We start from the raw sequence: 16,375 nt of genomic DNA, 5'->3' as shown, positions 1-16,375 counted from the left end.
GCTCCTCTGCCTACTGTAGTTTTTTTGGGAATTACTGGCTATGCGGATTATTGCTGAACGCCATGTCTGCTTTTCTCAAGCGTGCTCCTTCTTCCCGGTCAAAAAGTAGATCAGCGCCAGCACTGGCAGTGCCAGCCCGATCAGGGTTGTCAGACTCCAGCCGCCGTAAGCATATGCCCAGCCCCCGAGTGATGATCCCACGGCGCCTCCAATGAAGAAGATCGCCATGAACAAGCCGTTCAGCCGCCCCCGGGTCTCATTGCCCAGTGAATAGATCGCCCGCTGCCCCAGCACCAGATTACCGGACACGCTCATATCGAGCAGAATGGCCGTCAGCACCAGCAGGCCTAGTGTAAAATTGGAGGTATCCCGCAGCAGGTAGGCCAGGATAAAGGAGAGAACGGCCAGTGAAATGCCTAGACCGGTCAATAACCGGGTCCAGCCTTTGTCAGCCAATCTGCCCGCAATCGGCGCGGCTACGGCTCCGCCCACACCAGCCAGAGCAAACAGGGCGATTCCTTGCTGGGACAGATGATACTCACTGGACAGGTGCAGTGGAACGGTCGTCCAGAACAAGCTGAAGGCGCCGAATAGGCTGGCCTGGTATAAGGCGCGGCGCCGCAGCACCGGCGTCTGCATGAGCAATGTGCCCAGAGAGCGGAGTAATTGTCCGTAACTCAGGCCAGGAGCGGGCTTCCGTGCGGGCAGAATACGGGACAGGAGCAGCGTCAGCAGCGCAGTAACGACAGCCGAGACTATGAAGATGGACTGCCAGCCCCATAGTCCGGCCAGGAAGCTGGCGACCGGGCGGGCGAACATAATGCCCAGCAGCAGCCCGCTCATCACATTGCCGACGACGCGGCCGCGATCTTCCTCTGTCGCCAGATAAGAGGCATACGGCACCAGGACCTGCGCTGCTACCGAGCCCAGCCCGATCAGCAAGGAGGCGGCCAGGAACAGCGGTGCATTCGGTGCCAGGACAGACAGTGCCAGAGCGGCCACAACCAGAATCAGCGACATCACAGTCAGCCGCCGGTTCTCGATAATATCACTGAGCGGGACAATGAACAGCAGTCCGGCAACATAACCGATTTGCGTCAGGGTAACGATTAGTCCGGTCGCTCCGGCCGACAGATGAATGGCCTGCCCGATGGGCCCAACCAGCGTCTGGGTATAATAGAGATTCGCCACAATCAGTCCGCAGGATACGGCCAGCAGAAATGTGATCCAGCCGGGGACAGCCTTTGCAGCTTCAGGGGAATCTGCTTGTTGTTGCATCGGAACGTAAGCCTTCATTTGAAACTCCACCTTCCATTTTTTAAATACTGAACATTCAGTTCATTAATTGCTATGACCAAATAATATACTAAACGTTCAGTATTGTAAATAGGCAGTTTTATGGTATACTCCAATTATAGTTGAACTAGCACTGTCAGGAGGAATCACCATGGAGAAAAAAAGAGGCCGCCCGCGCAATACTGAGGCCAAGAACGCTATTCTGAACGCTTCATATGAATTATTGCTGGAGACGGGCTTCGGCGCAGTTACCGTAGAGAAGATCGCGGAGCAGGCCCAGGTCAGTAAGGCAACGATTTATAAATGGTGGCCGAATAAAGCAGCGGTAGTGATGGACGGATATCTGTACGCTGCTAACGCCAGACTGCCGATCCCCGATACCGGTTCCGCCAAAGAGGACATTCTGATTCATGCGGGAACGCTCGCACGGTTCCTCACCAGCCGGGAAGGTAAAGTCATTACGGAGCTGATCGGTGAAGGTCAATCCGATGCCGGACTGGCGGAGGCGTACCGGAGCAGGTATTTCGGCCCGCGCCGCCAGGAAGCCTGGAAGCTGTTCGAACGGGGGATTGCCCAGGGGGAACTGAAGCAGGGACTCGATATCGGGAGCTGTATCGACTTGATCTATGGCCCTATTTTTTACCGGCTGCTGCTGACCGGGGGAGAACTGAGCGAAGCCTCAGTCAGAGCGCTGGTGTTACTTGCCCTTCAGGCGCTTGAAGCTTGAGGTTTCTGCAAGTCTTCTATTAGGATATGGCAAATTGCATTTGTCCAGGCACAATGCAGTATGGGCAGTATAAGCTAGGGCTGTAACAGGCTTGACTTATCTTTGTTAACAGAACGTGACCCGCAGGCGGTGTTTTTCATTTATAATACAAGAGATTGGAATTTCCAGACTCCGGAGGTTATCTTATGAAAAAATTAATTACCGCTGCCGCTATTGCCCTGCTCCTCGCAGGCCATGCGGCGGGTTCATCCATAGATATTGCCCATTCTGCTGCTGCCCCTCTATCCCTTGTTGTGGACGGACAAGCCGTTCTCCCCGGGGCTCCCCCCTTCCATTCAGGCGGCACATTATACGTACCTGCCCGCGCGCTGTTGGAATACTTCCCGATAGAGCTGCAATGGAATAACACCCTCAAGCAACTCACCCTATCCACAAGCTGGGACAAGACGATTCTAACGCCCGGTAGCGCTTCCAAGCAGGTGACTTATACGCAAACGGACGGAGGATATCAAGAGGAGCTGGACTCTCCTGTGTTACTGAAGGCAGGCCATGTATATATCGCGGCAGCTGCTTTGGACTCCCTTACGGGAGCTGTTACAGAGCTGAATAAGGGAGGAAGCCGGGTTACTGTTACCCCGGGCAGTCTTAGCACAACCGTCAGAGTACCCGCTGCCCCCCTTGCCGTTGCAGAGAATAATCCCAAGGTGAAATTGTACGCCGCGCTCAAGGACGGCGATACCTACAAAGGATTCATCCTTGAAGTGAACGGGAAAAAGCAACGCTTCAACTGGAACGTATCCAGAGACTACTCGCACCCGCCTCAGCTCTTCTATGCTGATGTAGATTCGGACGGCAAACCGGAGGCCACGGTTGTGTTCACCCTGGGAACCGGAACCTCGCTGGTTGCACAGGAGGTTCATGTGGTTAATCCGGAACAATGGAAGGAAATATCGGTGCCTGCTGCGGACAAAGCGGCCTCTGCTGTAGTCTCCTCCAGTATTTCGCTGGATAAGGATGATGTCCTGCTGAAGCTTGAGCTTACAGGACCCAAGCCGTCCAAGCTGACGCTCAGACTCCCGGACCGTGCTGAGGACGGCATGAAGTATTTCGGCAGCAAAGCGGCCATTGGCGCAGTAACCTACTACTCAGTAGAGAGTAACAAGCTGCTCGCAGATACCAGCCTAATGGTCGGCATGACCGAGAGTGTCGGTACCCTGAAGCTGGAATATAAGGCAGGTAAGACAGGGATGGAGCTGGGGTCTATTGCTTTTGAGCCGGATGAACGGGGTGAAGCCATTGTGGAGAAATAATCCGCTGCCGGAAGGAGAGGCTTGCAAATGATTGATGCCCATATTCATCTAGACCAATATGAGGATCACGTAGTGTCCTCCCTGCTGGAGAGACTGCCGGAGCAGGGCATAGAGTCGCTGATCGCGGTCTCGATGAACCTCGCCTCCAGCAAGCGTACCCGGGAGCTCGCAGTCAGATATCCCGGCCTGGTGAAGCCGGCTTACGGCTTCCATCCAGAGCAGCAGCTCCCTGCGGAGGAAGAGCTGAATGCGCTGCTGAAATGGATTACAGCCCATGCGGACAATATGGTCGCTATTGGTGAAATCGGCCTTCCCTACTACTCCCGGGCCGAAGCTGCTGCACGCGGTGAGGGCTGGGAGATGGAACCCTATCTCGGGCTGCTCGACAGACTTCTTGGACTGGCTGCACGTTTGGGCAAGCCTGTAGTACTACATGCCGTCTATGAGGATGCGTGGACCGTATGCGATCTGCTGGAGCAGCATGGCCTTACGCAGGCCCATTTCCACTGGTTCAAGGGCCCCGCTGCTACCGTTGACCGGATGATTAGCTGCGGTTACTACATTTCCTTCACTCCTGACATCCTCTACGAACCGGAGATTCAGGAGCTGGCACGCCGCTATCCGCCGGAGCTGGTCATGGCGGAGACAGACGGCCCCTGGCCGTTTGAAGGACCGTTCACCGGGCGCACCACCCATCCGGCTATGGTCCATGACGTTGCCGCCGCCTGGGGAGCACTGCATGGATATTCCGTAGCCGAGGCCCAGGCCCTGCTGACGGCGAACACAAAGCGATTTTATGGGCTATAGTTCTTCAAACGAATCAAGCGACCATACGACTCAAATTGCCATAAGGGCCCTTAACGCTGGTCCCGATAATTAATTAACAGCTGCTGCATTTTTTCCACCGTGCCGTCTTGATGAGGAACATGGATAGATACGGTCAAATTGGAGTCGTTCAAATACTGAAACGATACAAGATCGAAATTCAATTTCCCGAGATTCGGACAATGCAGCGTCTTCAGAGCATCAATGGCATCGAGAACCTCATGTGAGTCCCAAAGTTCACGAAACTCTCTGCTAACCTTGGATAGTGCCTCGAACTGCTCAGACCACCAAGGGTCTTCGCCGTGTCGCGCATATCTGGCATGGAAAGTAGCAACGATTCGCCTGGCATGCATTTCCCATTGCTCTCCCTTAACGTAGCGAAAACGGGCAGAAGTAAACGTCATCCAGACGAAATTCCGTTCACTTTCCGACATAGCCGCGAGATCCCCATTCATTGCACAGTAGGCTTCATTCCAGGCAATGATATTCATATGCGCATCCATGACATTCGAAGGTGACAGGGTTTGGCTATCCACAAAACGTTGAAGTTCCGCTGTTACCTTGGAGGGTTGATGGGTATTGATCAAGGGAAATTGCTTTCGAGCCAGATGGTACAGATGCCTGCGTTCTGCTTCATCTAACCGAAGCACTTCTGATATTCGGTCAAGTACCTCAGCGGATACGTTAATAGGACGCCCTTGTTCCAAGTAGGTGTACCAGTCCAATCCTACATCTGCCAGCTGGGCTACCTCGCTTCGGCGAAGTCCAGGTGTACGTCTGCGTCCGGTTTCCGGCAAACCCGCTTGCTTAGGAGTCATTCGTTCACGGCGCAAGCGCAAAAAACGAGACAATTCTTCGTAACGGTCCAGTCTGTCCCCCATAATCTCCTCATGCCTCCTATCTATTCTTGAACGTAGGATTCCCAATCCTATGATAACCAGATATCTCCCTAACCTCGTTTGGCTCATGTACACTAGTCTATGTCCTCCATAGGAGAAGAGCAAGAATGGAGAAGACAAGTATACATTAGCCTTGGGGGGAATAAGATGTTTGAGCATATGGTGCTATTGAAATTCAAGCCTGATGTTTCTACTGCAGAGCAAGAAGACGCTGTTAGTCGCGCGCATGATTTTGAAGGGGAAATTCCAGGTATCTTAGATCTTAGCGCTGGGATTAACGTAACGGAGGAAATCGAGCACACACAGGGGTTTACGCTGGGGATCAGAGTTACTTTTGAGAATCAGCAAGCTTGCCGGGACTACATTCAGCACCCGCTACATCAAAATTTATTACAATCCATAGGCCCATTTGTTGAAGGAATCATCGTTATTGATTATCCGTTTGCGACCAACTGATCACGATAAGCTAAATAGGCAGCCACCACATTGGTCGGCTGCCTTCTTGGGATTATTGAGGTATTGTTGCCTTTTAGCGTAATGACTATCATATTACTTCACCATTTTTTGTAATAATGACAATTATTCTGCCCTTAGCTTACAGAGGCATCCGCCGGACCAGTACTTCATCTTCTTTGAACTCCATGACATAGATATCCGGCTTGGTCGTCTGCAGGAGGAAGTCCAGGTCATATTCCGGGGCAAAATAGCTCATCATCAAGGCCATGACCAGCCCGTGGGTTCCGATGGCAACCCGCTCCCCTGCATGATCCCGCAGGATTTCCTGCAGTGCCTTCACTGCACGTGCCTGGCACTCCCGGTTCGATTCTCCCCCCGGCAGGGCATAATTCGAGTCGGCATACATCTTCTGCAGCTCATGCAGCAGATCCTCATCCGGCAGCTGCCGGTTGCCTTCCATCCAGACCTTCTCCCTTAGATCCTCGATGTGGGTGATCTCCTTCCCGAGTTGGTCTGCCAAATCAGCAATCGTATCGCTTGCCCGGATATACGGGCTGCTGTATAGTACATCTATCCCTTCATCCTTCAGGCATTCGGTGACTCGCCGTGCATCCTCTTTGCCCTTGGGTGACAGGCCGCGCGTCCATTCATCCATCCCGGTACGGAGCGAGTCCCCATGTCTCACCATGTAGATATAAGTTGTCATACGTTCCTCCTGATCCTCTATGCAGAAATTAGTGATCCGTTCCCCATCTTAGCTACTCTCTACTGCTGGATGAGCGGCTTCCGCTCTAGACCTCGCCACCGGCCAGAGCTGCCGGCCGAACACCATCCCCGTCAGACCCAGGAGCAGCTGCAGTAAGCCAATGTTAACAAAAATACGGGCCGGACCTGCATATTGCACAAGCACGCCGCCCAGCAAAGGTGCCACAATGAGTACCGTGCTGAGGACGGTGTTCTGAATGCCGAAGATGCGGCCTGTCATGTGCGGCGGGGTTTCCTTTTGCAGACAGTAATTGAAGGTAATCATGAATACCCCGTTGCCGATCCCCAGCACAAACCCGATCAGCAGCACCCAAATCATAGATGCCCCCGGCTGAAGCAGACCCAGCGCCGCAATTGATCCGCCGATCAGCACATACCCAGATCCCAGCTTCCAGCCATAACCTTCTTCCAATTTCAGCTTGTTCAGGATTAGAATGATGAGCACAGCTCCCGCTCCGGTAGCGGCTACCATCCAGCCGAGCAGTGATTCCCGGTCTGGTGCGAACACCCGGAACAGGCTGGTGAATTGAAAGTCAACGACCTGAATTACCAGCGACCCGGCAAGCCCGAACAACATCGTATTCAGCAGCAGCCGGCTGCGGAGCATGAAGCTCCAGCCTTCCCGCCACATGGTGCGGAGCGGTATCTTGTTGTCCGGCTCTTCTGGCTGTTTGCTGTCTTCTTCCTCCGTATGGATGTTTTTTACGGACAGCAGCAGCAGATAAGAACAGCCGCGCAGCAAGGCATTGAGCAGGATGCACCACTGCGGCGTAAGGAAGGCGAGCGCCAGACCTCCGAGCAGCGGACCGGCGATTTTGGAGCCTTGGTTGACCAGCCCGTTCAGCGAGGAGGCCTGCAGCAGCTGATCTTCCCGGACCAAGCTGCGGGTCAAGGACTGCTGAGCGGGCATATTCAGTGTGGACAGCGCTGAGCGCAGTGCCAGCAGAGGCAGCAGCCAGACCATACTCGGAGCGAACAGCACCAGTAGCGTTATCAGCGCCGTCAGAAGATCGCAGATGCGCATCAGCTTCAGCTTGTTCAGCCGGTCGGCGGCTACCCCGGCAATCGAGCCAAGCAGTATACTCGGCAGCGCCAGCGCTACCGGAATGAGCGCCAGCATCAGCGGCCCGGCCTGCCAGCGGTAACCGACCAGCACCTGAATCGCCAGTGCATCGAACCAGTCGCCGAAGCTCGCCGTGGCAAAAGCGCTGTACACCCGCATATACGTTTTGTTATGAAGCAGGCTGTTTCCCTGCTTGGTTGACTGTTCCATCTGACACTCCTCCAGGTTACATAAGATCGTAGATGAAGCTCCATCTATGATTCTAAAATAACGGAGAATTGTCAGAGAATTATCATGGGGTCTCCAGCAGCGGCAGCAGGATGTGCTCCAGGGTGTGTTCCAGTCTCGCCAGGCCACAGGCTTCAAGCTCGGCCGCAAACAGGCTACTATACTTTCGGTCCGAGACACTTCCGGTCAGGAACATCCGGCAAAAATGATGGATCTTGTACAACGCATAGAACCGCAGCGGCACGAATCCCGACATATCCAGCACCTGCAATCCCTCATTGATCAGCCGCTCCCCCTCTAACCACTGTTCACGCCGCAGCTTCCAGAGTCCCTTCACTACCTTGTAATTGCCAATCTCCCGCAAAAAAGGCTTGTCCTGCAAAATCCGGCTGACAGCTTCATCCATCCGTTCCAGATCTTCATCTCCAGCTCCCGCTGCGAGATGGATGAACAGCTCTGTAATTACCGTGACCGGGATGAAATTCTCGAAGCCGGGTCCGGCGATCACCTGGTAGGAACGCTTCAGGCGTTCCAGCGCTTTTTCCGGCTGACCTGCAAGGGTGTACATGTCCAGCATCGTGAGAATCTCCAGCTCGGTTTGTTCTGGCGGGTTCAGCAGATTCCGCGCAATCAGGCGCTCGGCGTACTCCACCTTCTCCCTGGGATCACCAATGAAGAAGTAGAACAGATTGAGATAAAAGAGCCGGTCCTTCAGCGGAATCTCATCCGTATGGATCAGCCACTCCAAATCTCCCTGCACAAAATGAACGACCATGGAATAATGAGGGTCCAGCTCGTAGCCGAGGATGTCCTGCTGGCGGGCCAGGGTGAGCATGGAGTTGCCCTGACCGTAGACATGGAACTTCATGAACACCTCACGCATCGTGTCCCGCAGCTCCGGGTCATTCGTTGCCGGATTCACCGCCACGCCCGCAAGGCTGCCCGGGATTGCCAGACTGTACCCGAATCCGCGAATCGTCTTAATGTCAATCCCGCCCAGTTGCCGCAGCTTCTTGCGCAGCCGGTAGATATGATCGTCAACGGTCCGCTCCACCGGATACTCCATCGGCCACACTTTGTCCAGCAACTGCTCCCGGCTGAAGGTCCGCCCCCGGTTACGGTACAGAAACTGCAGCAGTGCGAACTCCTTAGGCAGCAGCTCTACCGTTAATCCTCCGGCGGATACTTTATATTCACTTCCGTTCAACTCCAGATGCATGGCGGTGCCTCTTTTCTTCTGCTAATGAATCCACAAGTCGATTATATCAGCTTGAACCAAAAAATCCCCTACAGTTGTCGCTGTAAGGGGATTTTTCATACAATATTGATGTGACTACAGCCGCTCTAATCGGGCCACCTCTTGACGCCACGCTAGCCTGCCATATTATTAATGGAGTCCTGCTCCGAGAACACGGAGATATGATCTATGGTTCCTGTCGATTCGGGGATAACGAATTTGAGCTGATACTGCTTATTGGCCTGATAAATATAGATGTTATGGTCGCCATTCACTGTAGTATCATCGGGCTTGCCGAGGACTTCTTCAATCTGCTCCAGTGTCAGGTTACGCAGGTCCGGGGCGCTGGAGCGCACATCAAAAATCTTCATACCCTTGTTAAAACCAAACACCACACTCCTCTTGGAGTAGGTGGAATAGACTCCCTTACCGGCCGACTCCTTCAGATCCGGTTCTCCCCAGGCTGCTTCCACCTCGTCGATCATCCCGCTATGCGCAGCATATTCGACGCCGGGCACCTTGCCCTGCTTAGCAAGCTCCAGCAGCTCCTTCAGCTGTTTGCTCCGCTCCTGCGGAGTGGCAGGAGCGACGGTATCTGCTTCAGCCCCTGCAACCTCAGTAACCGTAGACTCTGATGTGGCTCCGGCGGCGGCTTCAGGGTCTGCGGTTACAGGCTCTGCGCCCGCAGCGGCACCGTCATCTGTACCGTATTCGCTTACCTGCGCACCTTCTGCTGCCGATGAAGCGCTATTCTCTGGCTGCACAGTCGCTGTAGCCGCAGCCGTATTGTTAGGCGATGTATCCGTTTTGCCGGAATTACAGGCTGTAAGGCTGAGCATCGCCCCAACGATAAGAATACCTGTGATTGTTCTAATTGATGTCGTCATGCTGCCATCTCCTTCGTTATGGGAAACATCCTCTTTTGTCTAAACTTTACCCTATGACGCAGGGGCTGTAACTAAGGTTGCAGGTGCAGACCTCCTGATCCAGGTATTATACACATTGCCTTATGCTATGAATTTGCCTGTCAGATCACGGTCCAGCGCCGTTTTGTTCACCACATAAGTACGAGCCATCAGATCATGCAGCGCCCGTTTGCGCTGGGTGAATGCGACGAACAGGCAATCCACGACCACTACCCAGCCCAAAAACACATTTATATCGGCCGCAAGCGGACTCCAGTTCACCAGACTGCTTGGTATGGCGGATAACGCCTCGGTATTCAGACTCACAACCACTGCCAGGAAGCTGTTAACAATAATAAAACTATCCCTGATCAAAGCCTGCTTGAGCACAGGATATCTTCCATTCTCATCAACGATTCTTGCCCCCAGAAGCAGCCTGCCCGGCGTCCCGCCGTATCGGACAACCATAAATATATTGAACGCCATAAGCAGTACAAACTGTATAAAAAGCGGAAAAGCTGACCCTGCAGACTCTGCCGCCGGCACTGAAATCCTGGTCAGTAAATAGGTAGGTAGGATAAGAATAAGTGAGTCAATGATATTAATCAGCACTCTTTTCCAAAAGCCTACAAATTCGTACAAATTGAGCTCTTCCTCAATCCGCGGCTCCATACATTCACCCCTCAGCTAGAAGTAGTCCAACATTCATGTCCATGTCCATAACCCCGGCAGCACAATCAGCAACAGCGCAACGGCAATGAGACTCCTACCTCCCATATAATCAAATTAATCACTCGTTCCCAGCACACTCTTCCCCTGCATATACCTGCGCACATGCTGCAAAATCTCAAGATTATGCTGCACAATGATCCGCTTAGCCCGATACTCTTCGGTTAGTTCCATGATCGCAGGTATGCTCTCCCTCCTGAAGCCGCGGTTCCAATCCAGCAGCATTACCCGGAGATACTTGAACGACTGCTTATAATTCCCCTGCTCCAGCCCCAGCCTAGTCTTCATGAACCTGCTGATGACCCGGGCATCCTGTATATAAGCCTTAGGCCTAATTAGAAAAATCAGATCCGCTTGCCGGAAGCTTTCTGTTCCCCATTGGTAATGTACGCCCTCTATAATCCACGACTCCGCATCCATAGCTTCCGCGAGCTTGGCATCCCGCACCTCCGGGGAGTTCTTGGTATTGTCCCTACGATCCCAGACAAAATTATCCGTTTCATAGCACGGAATTCCGTAACTTTGAGCTAATTTCCGGGCGATATACGTCTTCCCGCTGCCGCAGCCGCCTATAATACGTACTTTAATCTTCAGTCCCTCCCTTGGCAGATCTGAATAGAACCACTCTATTACTTACAATTCTCTATGTATCCTGTTACTCCTCTTCCCCGGTTAAGCAGTGAAGCCAGCCCATCAATGATTGACCGGCTGGCTTCTGGAGCCGCAGTGTATGGCGGCATGTTGGTTGGATAATCTGGCCTTACGCAGAGCCCTGCTACTTTACAGCTTCACTACTCCGTCTTTAGCATTCCAGGTGAACGGCAGGCCGAACAGCGGCGTTAAGCTGCCAAGCGGAATGTACAGGCGGCCGTCTATACTTTTGGAGGCTAGCATCACCACTGTTTTACCGTTCACTTTTGCCTTCGTGCTGAGCGGTTTGTGAACTGCTGTATTCTTGCCTACTGTGATGATGAGCGCTCCGGTTCCCGCCTCCTGCATCAGGCTTCCGCCCAGCAGCTTCACGGATTCACTCAGTGGAATATACACCCGCGAATCCTCCAGCAGGAAGGAATTCTTCACCGGCAGCTTCTCCCCGCCCTTGACAAAAGCTCCCGCAATCATCGTAGATCCCAGACGGTAGCCGTTCTTCTCGGCAATGCCTGCCATCTCAAGCCCGGAGGTTGTAATGATAACCCGGGTGTTCTTCGAAATCTTCGGATACAGCCAGTGAATATCGTCATTGTGCATGCGGATGCATCCAGCGCTGACATATTTACCGATGGAGGATTCATTGTTGTTGCCGTGAATGGCGTAGGTGGTGCCGTAAGTGTCATTTACCTCCAGCCCCAGCCAGCGGTCCCCCAGCGGATTAGCCGGATCGCCTCCGGGAATCTTATCCTTGTAATAGGGTCTGTTCTTGATTTTGACCACCATCTTGAAGCTGCCTTCAGGCGTCAGGCTTTTCGTTTTGCCGGTAGCGACCGGAAAAATCTTCACCAGCTTACCATCGCTGTAATAAGCCAGTTTGTTCGTTTTTTTGTTCACAATGATCAGATCTGAGGATGCTGATGCCGCTTGCGCCGATCCTGTGAAGCATGCTGTCAACAGCATTACAAATACCAGCGTTAATGCGATACTTCTTGGAAAATAAGTTTGAATCCGGCTAGCCTGTTCACGCTGATTCATAGTTGCCCCGCCTCCATTATGGATGATTCTGGATTGTCTTTTCTACATAGACGTTCATTTGCCGCAATAGTTGCAGAGCAGCCTGTACCTATTCTTATCAACTCGCCCCGCCCGGAATGACGCAACGTTTGCAATATTGTAACCGTTCCGGCGGAAGCACCTCCCGTGCACATAGGCGCATGAATATTCGCAGGCCCCATCAGAGATAATAAGCCCGCATGACCATAACACCCATATCAAGGAGGCTAAATATTTTGAATACCAACTCATCTGCACAGATCCGGGAATGCGAGCAAATCGTTCAGCAGCTGATGGCACAGACCCAGCAGGGAACGCAGAATTACCAGCAGCTTCTTCAGCAGGAGCAGCAGGATGCCGCCAAGCTCCAGGAGCTTAGCCAGCATAACAGCAAAGCCATTCAGATGATTCAGCAGGCGCTGCAGGGCCATCAGACCGCGATGCAACAGCTTGAGCAGATCTCGCAGTCGGTCAGATCGATGGAGCAGTTCCCGCAGACAACCGGCTTCAATACCCATACAAGCATTCCAAGCTTCAATTCCGGGAACCAGATGGGACTAATGCATTCTATGGGACAGAACCAGCCAATGGGTCAGAGCCACAACACAGGAATGGGAGGGTATAACTCTTCCTTCAGCCCGTCCTTCACTGCAAGCAGCCAGCCGGTGAACTCACTGCATAGCCCGATCAACGCCGGGATCAACCAGCAGCCGATGCACCAGCCGATGCATACGTCAATGCAGACACCGATGTCCGCAGGTTCGTCCTACAATTCTCCAATGAACCAGGGACGAAGCTTCCAGTAGGAAGATCGTGTATTAAAAAGGGTTCTCTCAGACCGCAGCAGCGGAAGCTGAGAGAACCCTTTTGACGTACCCGCCCCCCATTGATGCTCTGCGGATCGCTTAGACTACCAGCCTGCCGGTCTTCTCCGCGAGCCCAACCGTCGCTTCCACGCCGGAGTTGAACTCCAGATAATCGCTCTCCACTCCATCGCTGAAAATCACGCCATCCTCCGGCATCTGCGAGGTGATGCGCAGCGGCAGACTGCTGCTGATTCTCCCGAATACCAGTTCTGCTGAAGTGGTCCGGCTTGGAAAAGGCTCCCGCACGGTGAAATACAGCTCAGGATGGTTCCAGGCCAGCCCGCTGCCCGCGCTGACTGCGGCAATCTCCGCAGACACCCGGGCGGTCTGTTCAGCCTCTGCATGCTGCATTTGTGCAGCACGGCTGACGATTCCTGCGGCTCCGGCGAGCACACTCTTGAGCCAGCCCGTGGAGCCTAGGCCGGTCGAGACAATGATGCCGCTGGAGGACTGCTGCTCCAGCTGCCCGTTCAGCTCCAGCTGATACCGGGCCGAGACATGGGTCCGGCGGCCGATGAACAGATCATTCACCCCGTACAGGCTCTGGCCGTCATTCAGCTCCACCTTGGCAAGGGTAACCTCACGGACCTGGCGCTGGGCGCGCAGCACCTCCGTCACCACCTGCCGCACCTCCTTGACTCTGAAGGGCAACAGTACGCCATCCCAGCGCAGCGGATCAGGATTCACTCCGATCAGCGGCTGCTCCTGAAGGTATTTCAGTGTATTGGCGACCAGGCCGTCCTGGCCCAGGACCACAACGGTATCCCCGGCCCCGAAGATGAAATTTGGCACATGCTGCCGCTCCAGCACCTGCAGCCGGCCGATGGCGCTGAGCTCGGTCACTGCGGTCTCCACCGCCTTGCGGTATTGGAAATCCTCGCTTAAGTAGTCGCTGAAATCGGCTCCCAGCCGTTCAATATAGAACTGGGCCTGCTGGATCGTATTGTAGCGGACCACCAGCTCCTCCAGGCGAGTCTTGCGTTTGATCAGTATGATTTTGTTCTCCGATCCCCGGCTGCTCATCGTCCGTTACCTCCTCTGTCTGCTCCGGCTCCGCCTCCTGCCGAACCGGCCATGATGCCTTGCAGCAGATCCGGCGTAATGTTAAGCTGGCCGATCTTTCCGGCATTCTCCGCCAGCTCCTGGAAGGCGATGGCGATCAGCTTATCCGGGTTCATGCCGACATTCGTCAGCGCCTGCAGGACGTTAGGCGATACATTTTGCAGCGAATTCATTACCGCCGTCAGCTCGTAAGCCTTGGCATCCGCTTCGGCTCTCTTATTCGCTGTTGCCAGCTCAATCAGCGCCTGCTTCTTCTCCTCCAGCTCCGTATCAAAAACCAGCTGCTCTTCCTTCATCTCATTCTGCTTCTGCTTCGCTGAACGGTCAGAATCAAGCAGTGCCTCACGCATCTGTCTCTTCTTCGTCTGAACGGCGATCTCCGTATTCAGCTCATTCTCCTTCACCCGCCGCTCCTGCTCGATCGAAGCATTGCGCCGCTCATATAGCGCATTATCCGCATTACGGAGCATCTCCTCCCTGGCCTGCGCCTCCAAGGCCCGCAGTGTCTCCTTATTCGGTACAATCGCCAGAATGGACAAGCCCATCAGCTCAATGCCCAGCTTCTCAATCTCCGCACTTTGTCCGATCTCAAGCGTAATCATCTTGGCCAGACGTTCACTTGACTGGATAGCTTCTTTCAGCGGCAACTGCCCAAGCTGCTTCTTGGTCAGGACCTTGGCGATATTGATTACCCGCTGGGCCAGCTTGTGCGGATCGTCGGAGAGATAGGTATTCTTTTTCAGATTATAAGTGTAGTTGAGGATCTGGGTGGTCTTACGGTAATCAACAATCCGGTAGGTCAGCTGCCCCTGGACGGTTACCGTCTGATAGTCTGCCGTAATCTCCTCGAACATGAATGGAACATCGATTGAGGAGACAGGCACCACAACCACCGAAGTCGTCGGCGCATAATAATGAAAAGAAAGTCCGACCCCTTCCCGCACTACCTTGCCGTTCTTCACCTTAAGCACATAATCACTGGGCTGAAATTTCACGTAGCGGAATCCGAACATGGTCATTACCTCCTAGGGTGGAATTGTAAGGAATTAGTTATTAATTAGATGTTATTATTAATTTGTTATTAACAATATCATAGCAGACCTTTTTGATATTATCAATATGTTATTAACTAAATAGGCAAAAAAATATTGTACATATTCAAATTCTGCCTCGTGTTTTGTCCATTGAGTAACAACAGGCTATAATTTATGATAGTCTAAACGATAATGATTATCATTATTGGTAATCACAATACCTTTGGGAGGCATACTTACAATGAACAAGACACGACAACCCTTCGCTATCCTGGGCATGCTCTTCCTGATGGGCACCTTACTGCTCGCCTGCAGCAGCGATAAGGAACAGGCCGGCAATATAGCAGCAACCACCGCTCCCGCTACGGAAGCTTCCGTAAGCCCTGCGGTACCAGCAGCTACAACCCGTTCATACACGGATTACAAAGGCCATACGGCGGAGATTCCTGTGAACCCGCAGCGGATTATCTACTCTGGAGAAACGTACGGCGATCTGACCGCACTCGGTGTACAGGCCATAGGCTATCCGCTCTCCATGGGTGAAGGCCAGGTATTCGAGGACAAGCTCACTGGCGTGGAAGATGTAGGATTCCCGATTAACCTGGAGAAGACGATTGAGCTTCAGCCCGACCTGATCATCTATGCCGGCATTGAGGAAGCAGATTACGAGGCTCTGTCCAAAATTGCTCCAACGATTATCTTCAATACCTTCGCCCCGCTGAAGGAACGGATGCTGGAAATCGGGGATATCCTGGGCAAGAAGCCTGAAGCGGAGGCGTGGCTGGCTGAATACGGAGCGAAGGAAGAAGCGATGTGGGCGCAGCTTAAGGCTGCGGGCATGAAGGACGGCGAGACGGCTTCCGTCTTCACTTATTATCCGGGAGACCGGCTGTTTGTAATGGCAACGACCGGCCTCTCGCAGGTGCTGTACGGAGAGCAAGGCTTCAAGCCTTCCCCGGCCATTCAACAGGTACTGGACGACGATATGGGCTTTCAGGAAATCTCGCTGGAGGTGCTGCAGGAATATGCCGGGGACCGGATCTTTCTCCTGACTCCGGTAGCTGAGGAAGCCAAGCAATCGACGGACAAGCTGCTGGAGAGCGCGGTGTGGAAAAGCCTGCCCGCCGTTAAAAACGGCTACGTCTACACACAGGACATCACGAAGACCTCCAGTGATGCTACCACAAGAGAATGGCTGCTCGGCGAGCTTCCCGCCATGCTGGGCAAGCAATAATCCCGGTGGTAGACAGACTGAAAAGCAGCTTATCA

General features: G+C 53.4%; 17 protein-coding genes. 6 read left to right on the top strand and 11 right to left on the bottom strand.

What is annotated here, in order from left to right:
* Nucleotides 1-75 precede the first annotated feature (75 nt).
* The gene (locus tag NST43_RS04040; RefSeq protein ID WP_339225330.1) at nucleotides 76-1,278 is read right to left on the bottom strand and encodes an MFS transporter; all 1,203 of its coding nucleotides are present in this window, start codon (nucleotides 1,276-1,278) and stop codon (nucleotides 76-78) included.
* A gap of 169 nt (nucleotides 1,279-1,447) precedes the next feature.
* Here NST43_RS04040 and NST43_RS04035 point away from each other — a divergent pair, with 169 nt between their 5' ends.
* The 3 genes from NST43_RS04035 to NST43_RS04025 all read left to right on the top strand — a co-directional run bounded on the left by NST43_RS04035 (nucleotide 1,448) and on the right by NST43_RS04025 (nucleotide 4,140).
* Nucleotides 1,448-2,023, top strand: coding sequence for a TetR/AcrR family transcriptional regulator (locus NST43_RS04035; RefSeq protein ID WP_339222714.1), 576 nt, complete (start codon nucleotides 1,448-1,450; stop codon nucleotides 2,021-2,023).
* Between the two features lie 185 nt (nucleotides 2,024-2,208).
* Nucleotides 2,209-3,333, top strand: coding sequence for a stalk domain-containing protein (locus NST43_RS04030; RefSeq protein WP_339222713.1), 1,125 nt, complete (start codon nucleotides 2,209-2,211; stop codon nucleotides 3,331-3,333).
* Between the two features lie 27 nt (nucleotides 3,334-3,360).
* The gene (locus NST43_RS04025; protein ID WP_339222712.1) at nucleotides 3,361-4,140 is read left to right on the top strand and encodes a TatD family hydrolase; all 780 of its coding nucleotides are present in this window, start codon (nucleotides 3,361-3,363) and stop codon (nucleotides 4,138-4,140) included.
* A 50-nt stretch (nucleotides 4,141-4,190) separates the two neighbouring features.
* Here the strand turns inward: NST43_RS04025 and NST43_RS04020 are convergent, their stop codons facing one another.
* Complete coding sequence (locus NST43_RS04020; protein WP_339222710.1) at nucleotides 4,191-5,039, bottom strand: helix-turn-helix transcriptional regulator; 849 nt, start codon at nucleotides 5,037-5,039, stop codon at nucleotides 4,191-4,193.
* Nucleotides 5,040-5,204: 165 nt separating this feature from the next.
* On the opposite strand from NST43_RS04020, the gene NST43_RS04015 reads away from it, so the two are divergent.
* Nucleotides 5,205-5,513 carry a Dabb family protein gene (locus NST43_RS04015; RefSeq protein WP_339222709.1) on the top strand — a complete coding sequence of 103 codons (309 nt, stop codon included), beginning with the start codon at nucleotides 5,205-5,207 and terminating at the stop codon, nucleotides 5,511-5,513.
* Between the two features lie 139 nt (nucleotides 5,514-5,652).
* Here the strand turns inward: NST43_RS04015 and NST43_RS04010 are convergent, their stop codons facing one another.
* The 7 genes from NST43_RS04010 to NST43_RS03980 form a co-directional block, all read right to left on the bottom strand.
* Nucleotides 5,653-6,219 (bottom strand): histidine phosphatase family protein, encoded by a 567-nt coding sequence (locus NST43_RS04010; protein ID WP_339222707.1) that lies wholly within the window; start codon nucleotides 6,217-6,219, stop codon nucleotides 5,653-5,655.
* A gap of 48 nt (nucleotides 6,220-6,267) precedes the next feature.
* The gene (locus tag NST43_RS04005) at nucleotides 6,268-7,551 is read right to left on the bottom strand and encodes an MFS transporter (protein ID WP_339222705.1); all 1,284 of its coding nucleotides are present in this window, start codon (nucleotides 7,549-7,551) and stop codon (nucleotides 6,268-6,270) included.
* An 82-nt stretch (nucleotides 7,552-7,633) separates the two neighbouring features.
* The gene (locus NST43_RS04000; RefSeq protein ID WP_339222703.1) at nucleotides 7,634-8,788 is read right to left on the bottom strand and encodes a winged helix-turn-helix domain-containing protein; all 1,155 of its coding nucleotides are present in this window, start codon (nucleotides 8,786-8,788) and stop codon (nucleotides 7,634-7,636) included.
* Between the two features lie 152 nt (nucleotides 8,789-8,940).
* Nucleotides 8,941-9,693 carry a DUF4309 domain-containing protein gene (locus tag NST43_RS03995; protein WP_339222701.1) on the bottom strand — a complete coding sequence of 251 codons (753 nt, stop codon included), beginning with the start codon at nucleotides 9,691-9,693 and terminating at the stop codon, nucleotides 8,941-8,943.
* A 120-nt stretch (nucleotides 9,694-9,813) separates the two neighbouring features.
* On the bottom strand, nucleotides 9,814-10,383 hold the full coding sequence (locus NST43_RS03990) for an RDD family protein (protein ID WP_339222699.1): 570 nt from the start codon (nucleotides 10,381-10,383) through the stop codon (nucleotides 9,814-9,816).
* A gap of 114 nt (nucleotides 10,384-10,497) precedes the next feature.
* Nucleotides 10,498-10,860, bottom strand: a complete 363-nt coding sequence (locus NST43_RS03985) for a hypothetical protein (protein ID WP_339222697.1) — start codon at nucleotides 10,858-10,860, stop codon at nucleotides 10,498-10,500.
* A gap of 360 nt (nucleotides 10,861-11,220) precedes the next feature.
* Nucleotides 11,221-12,126 carry a L,D-transpeptidase family protein gene (locus tag NST43_RS03980; RefSeq protein ID WP_339222695.1) on the bottom strand — a complete coding sequence of 302 codons (906 nt, stop codon included), beginning with the start codon at nucleotides 12,124-12,126 and terminating at the stop codon, nucleotides 11,221-11,223.
* 254 nt (nucleotides 12,127-12,380) lie between these two features.
* Between NST43_RS03980 and NST43_RS03975 the strand changes: the two genes are divergently transcribed.
* Nucleotides 12,381-12,950 (top strand): hypothetical protein, encoded by a 570-nt coding sequence (locus NST43_RS03975; protein WP_339222693.1) that lies wholly within the window; start codon nucleotides 12,381-12,383, stop codon nucleotides 12,948-12,950.
* A gap of 99 nt (nucleotides 12,951-13,049) precedes the next feature.
* Here the strand turns inward: NST43_RS03975 and NST43_RS03970 are convergent, their stop codons facing one another.
* Both NST43_RS03970 and NST43_RS03965 read right to left on the bottom strand, forming a co-directional pair.
* On the bottom strand, nucleotides 13,050-14,033 hold the full coding sequence (locus NST43_RS03970; protein ID WP_339222691.1) for a sugar kinase: 984 nt from the start codon (nucleotides 14,031-14,033) through the stop codon (nucleotides 13,050-13,052).
* A complete protein-coding gene (locus NST43_RS03965; RefSeq protein WP_339222689.1) occupies nucleotides 14,030-15,085 on the bottom strand; it encodes an SPFH domain-containing protein in 1,056 nt (351 codons plus the stop codon). The genes NST43_RS03970 and NST43_RS03965 overlap by 4 nt, the downstream gene beginning before the upstream one ends.
* Nucleotides 15,086-15,347: 262 nt before the next feature.
* Between NST43_RS03965 and NST43_RS03960 the strand changes: the two genes are divergently transcribed.
* The gene (locus tag NST43_RS03960) at nucleotides 15,348-16,340 is read left to right on the top strand and encodes an ABC transporter substrate-binding protein (RefSeq protein WP_209993353.1); all 993 of its coding nucleotides are present in this window, start codon (nucleotides 15,348-15,350) and stop codon (nucleotides 16,338-16,340) included.
* Nucleotides 16,341-16,375: the final 35 nt, after the last annotated feature.

The sequence above is a fragment of the Paenibacillus sp. FSL H8-0332 genome (assembly GCF_037963835.1).
Lineage (GTDB): Bacteria > Bacillota > Bacilli > Paenibacillales > Paenibacillaceae > Paenibacillus_AQ > Paenibacillus_AQ rhizoplanae.
The sequence above is the reverse complement of the archived record's forward strand: the minus strand, read 5'-3'. Positions and strand labels throughout refer to the sequence as shown.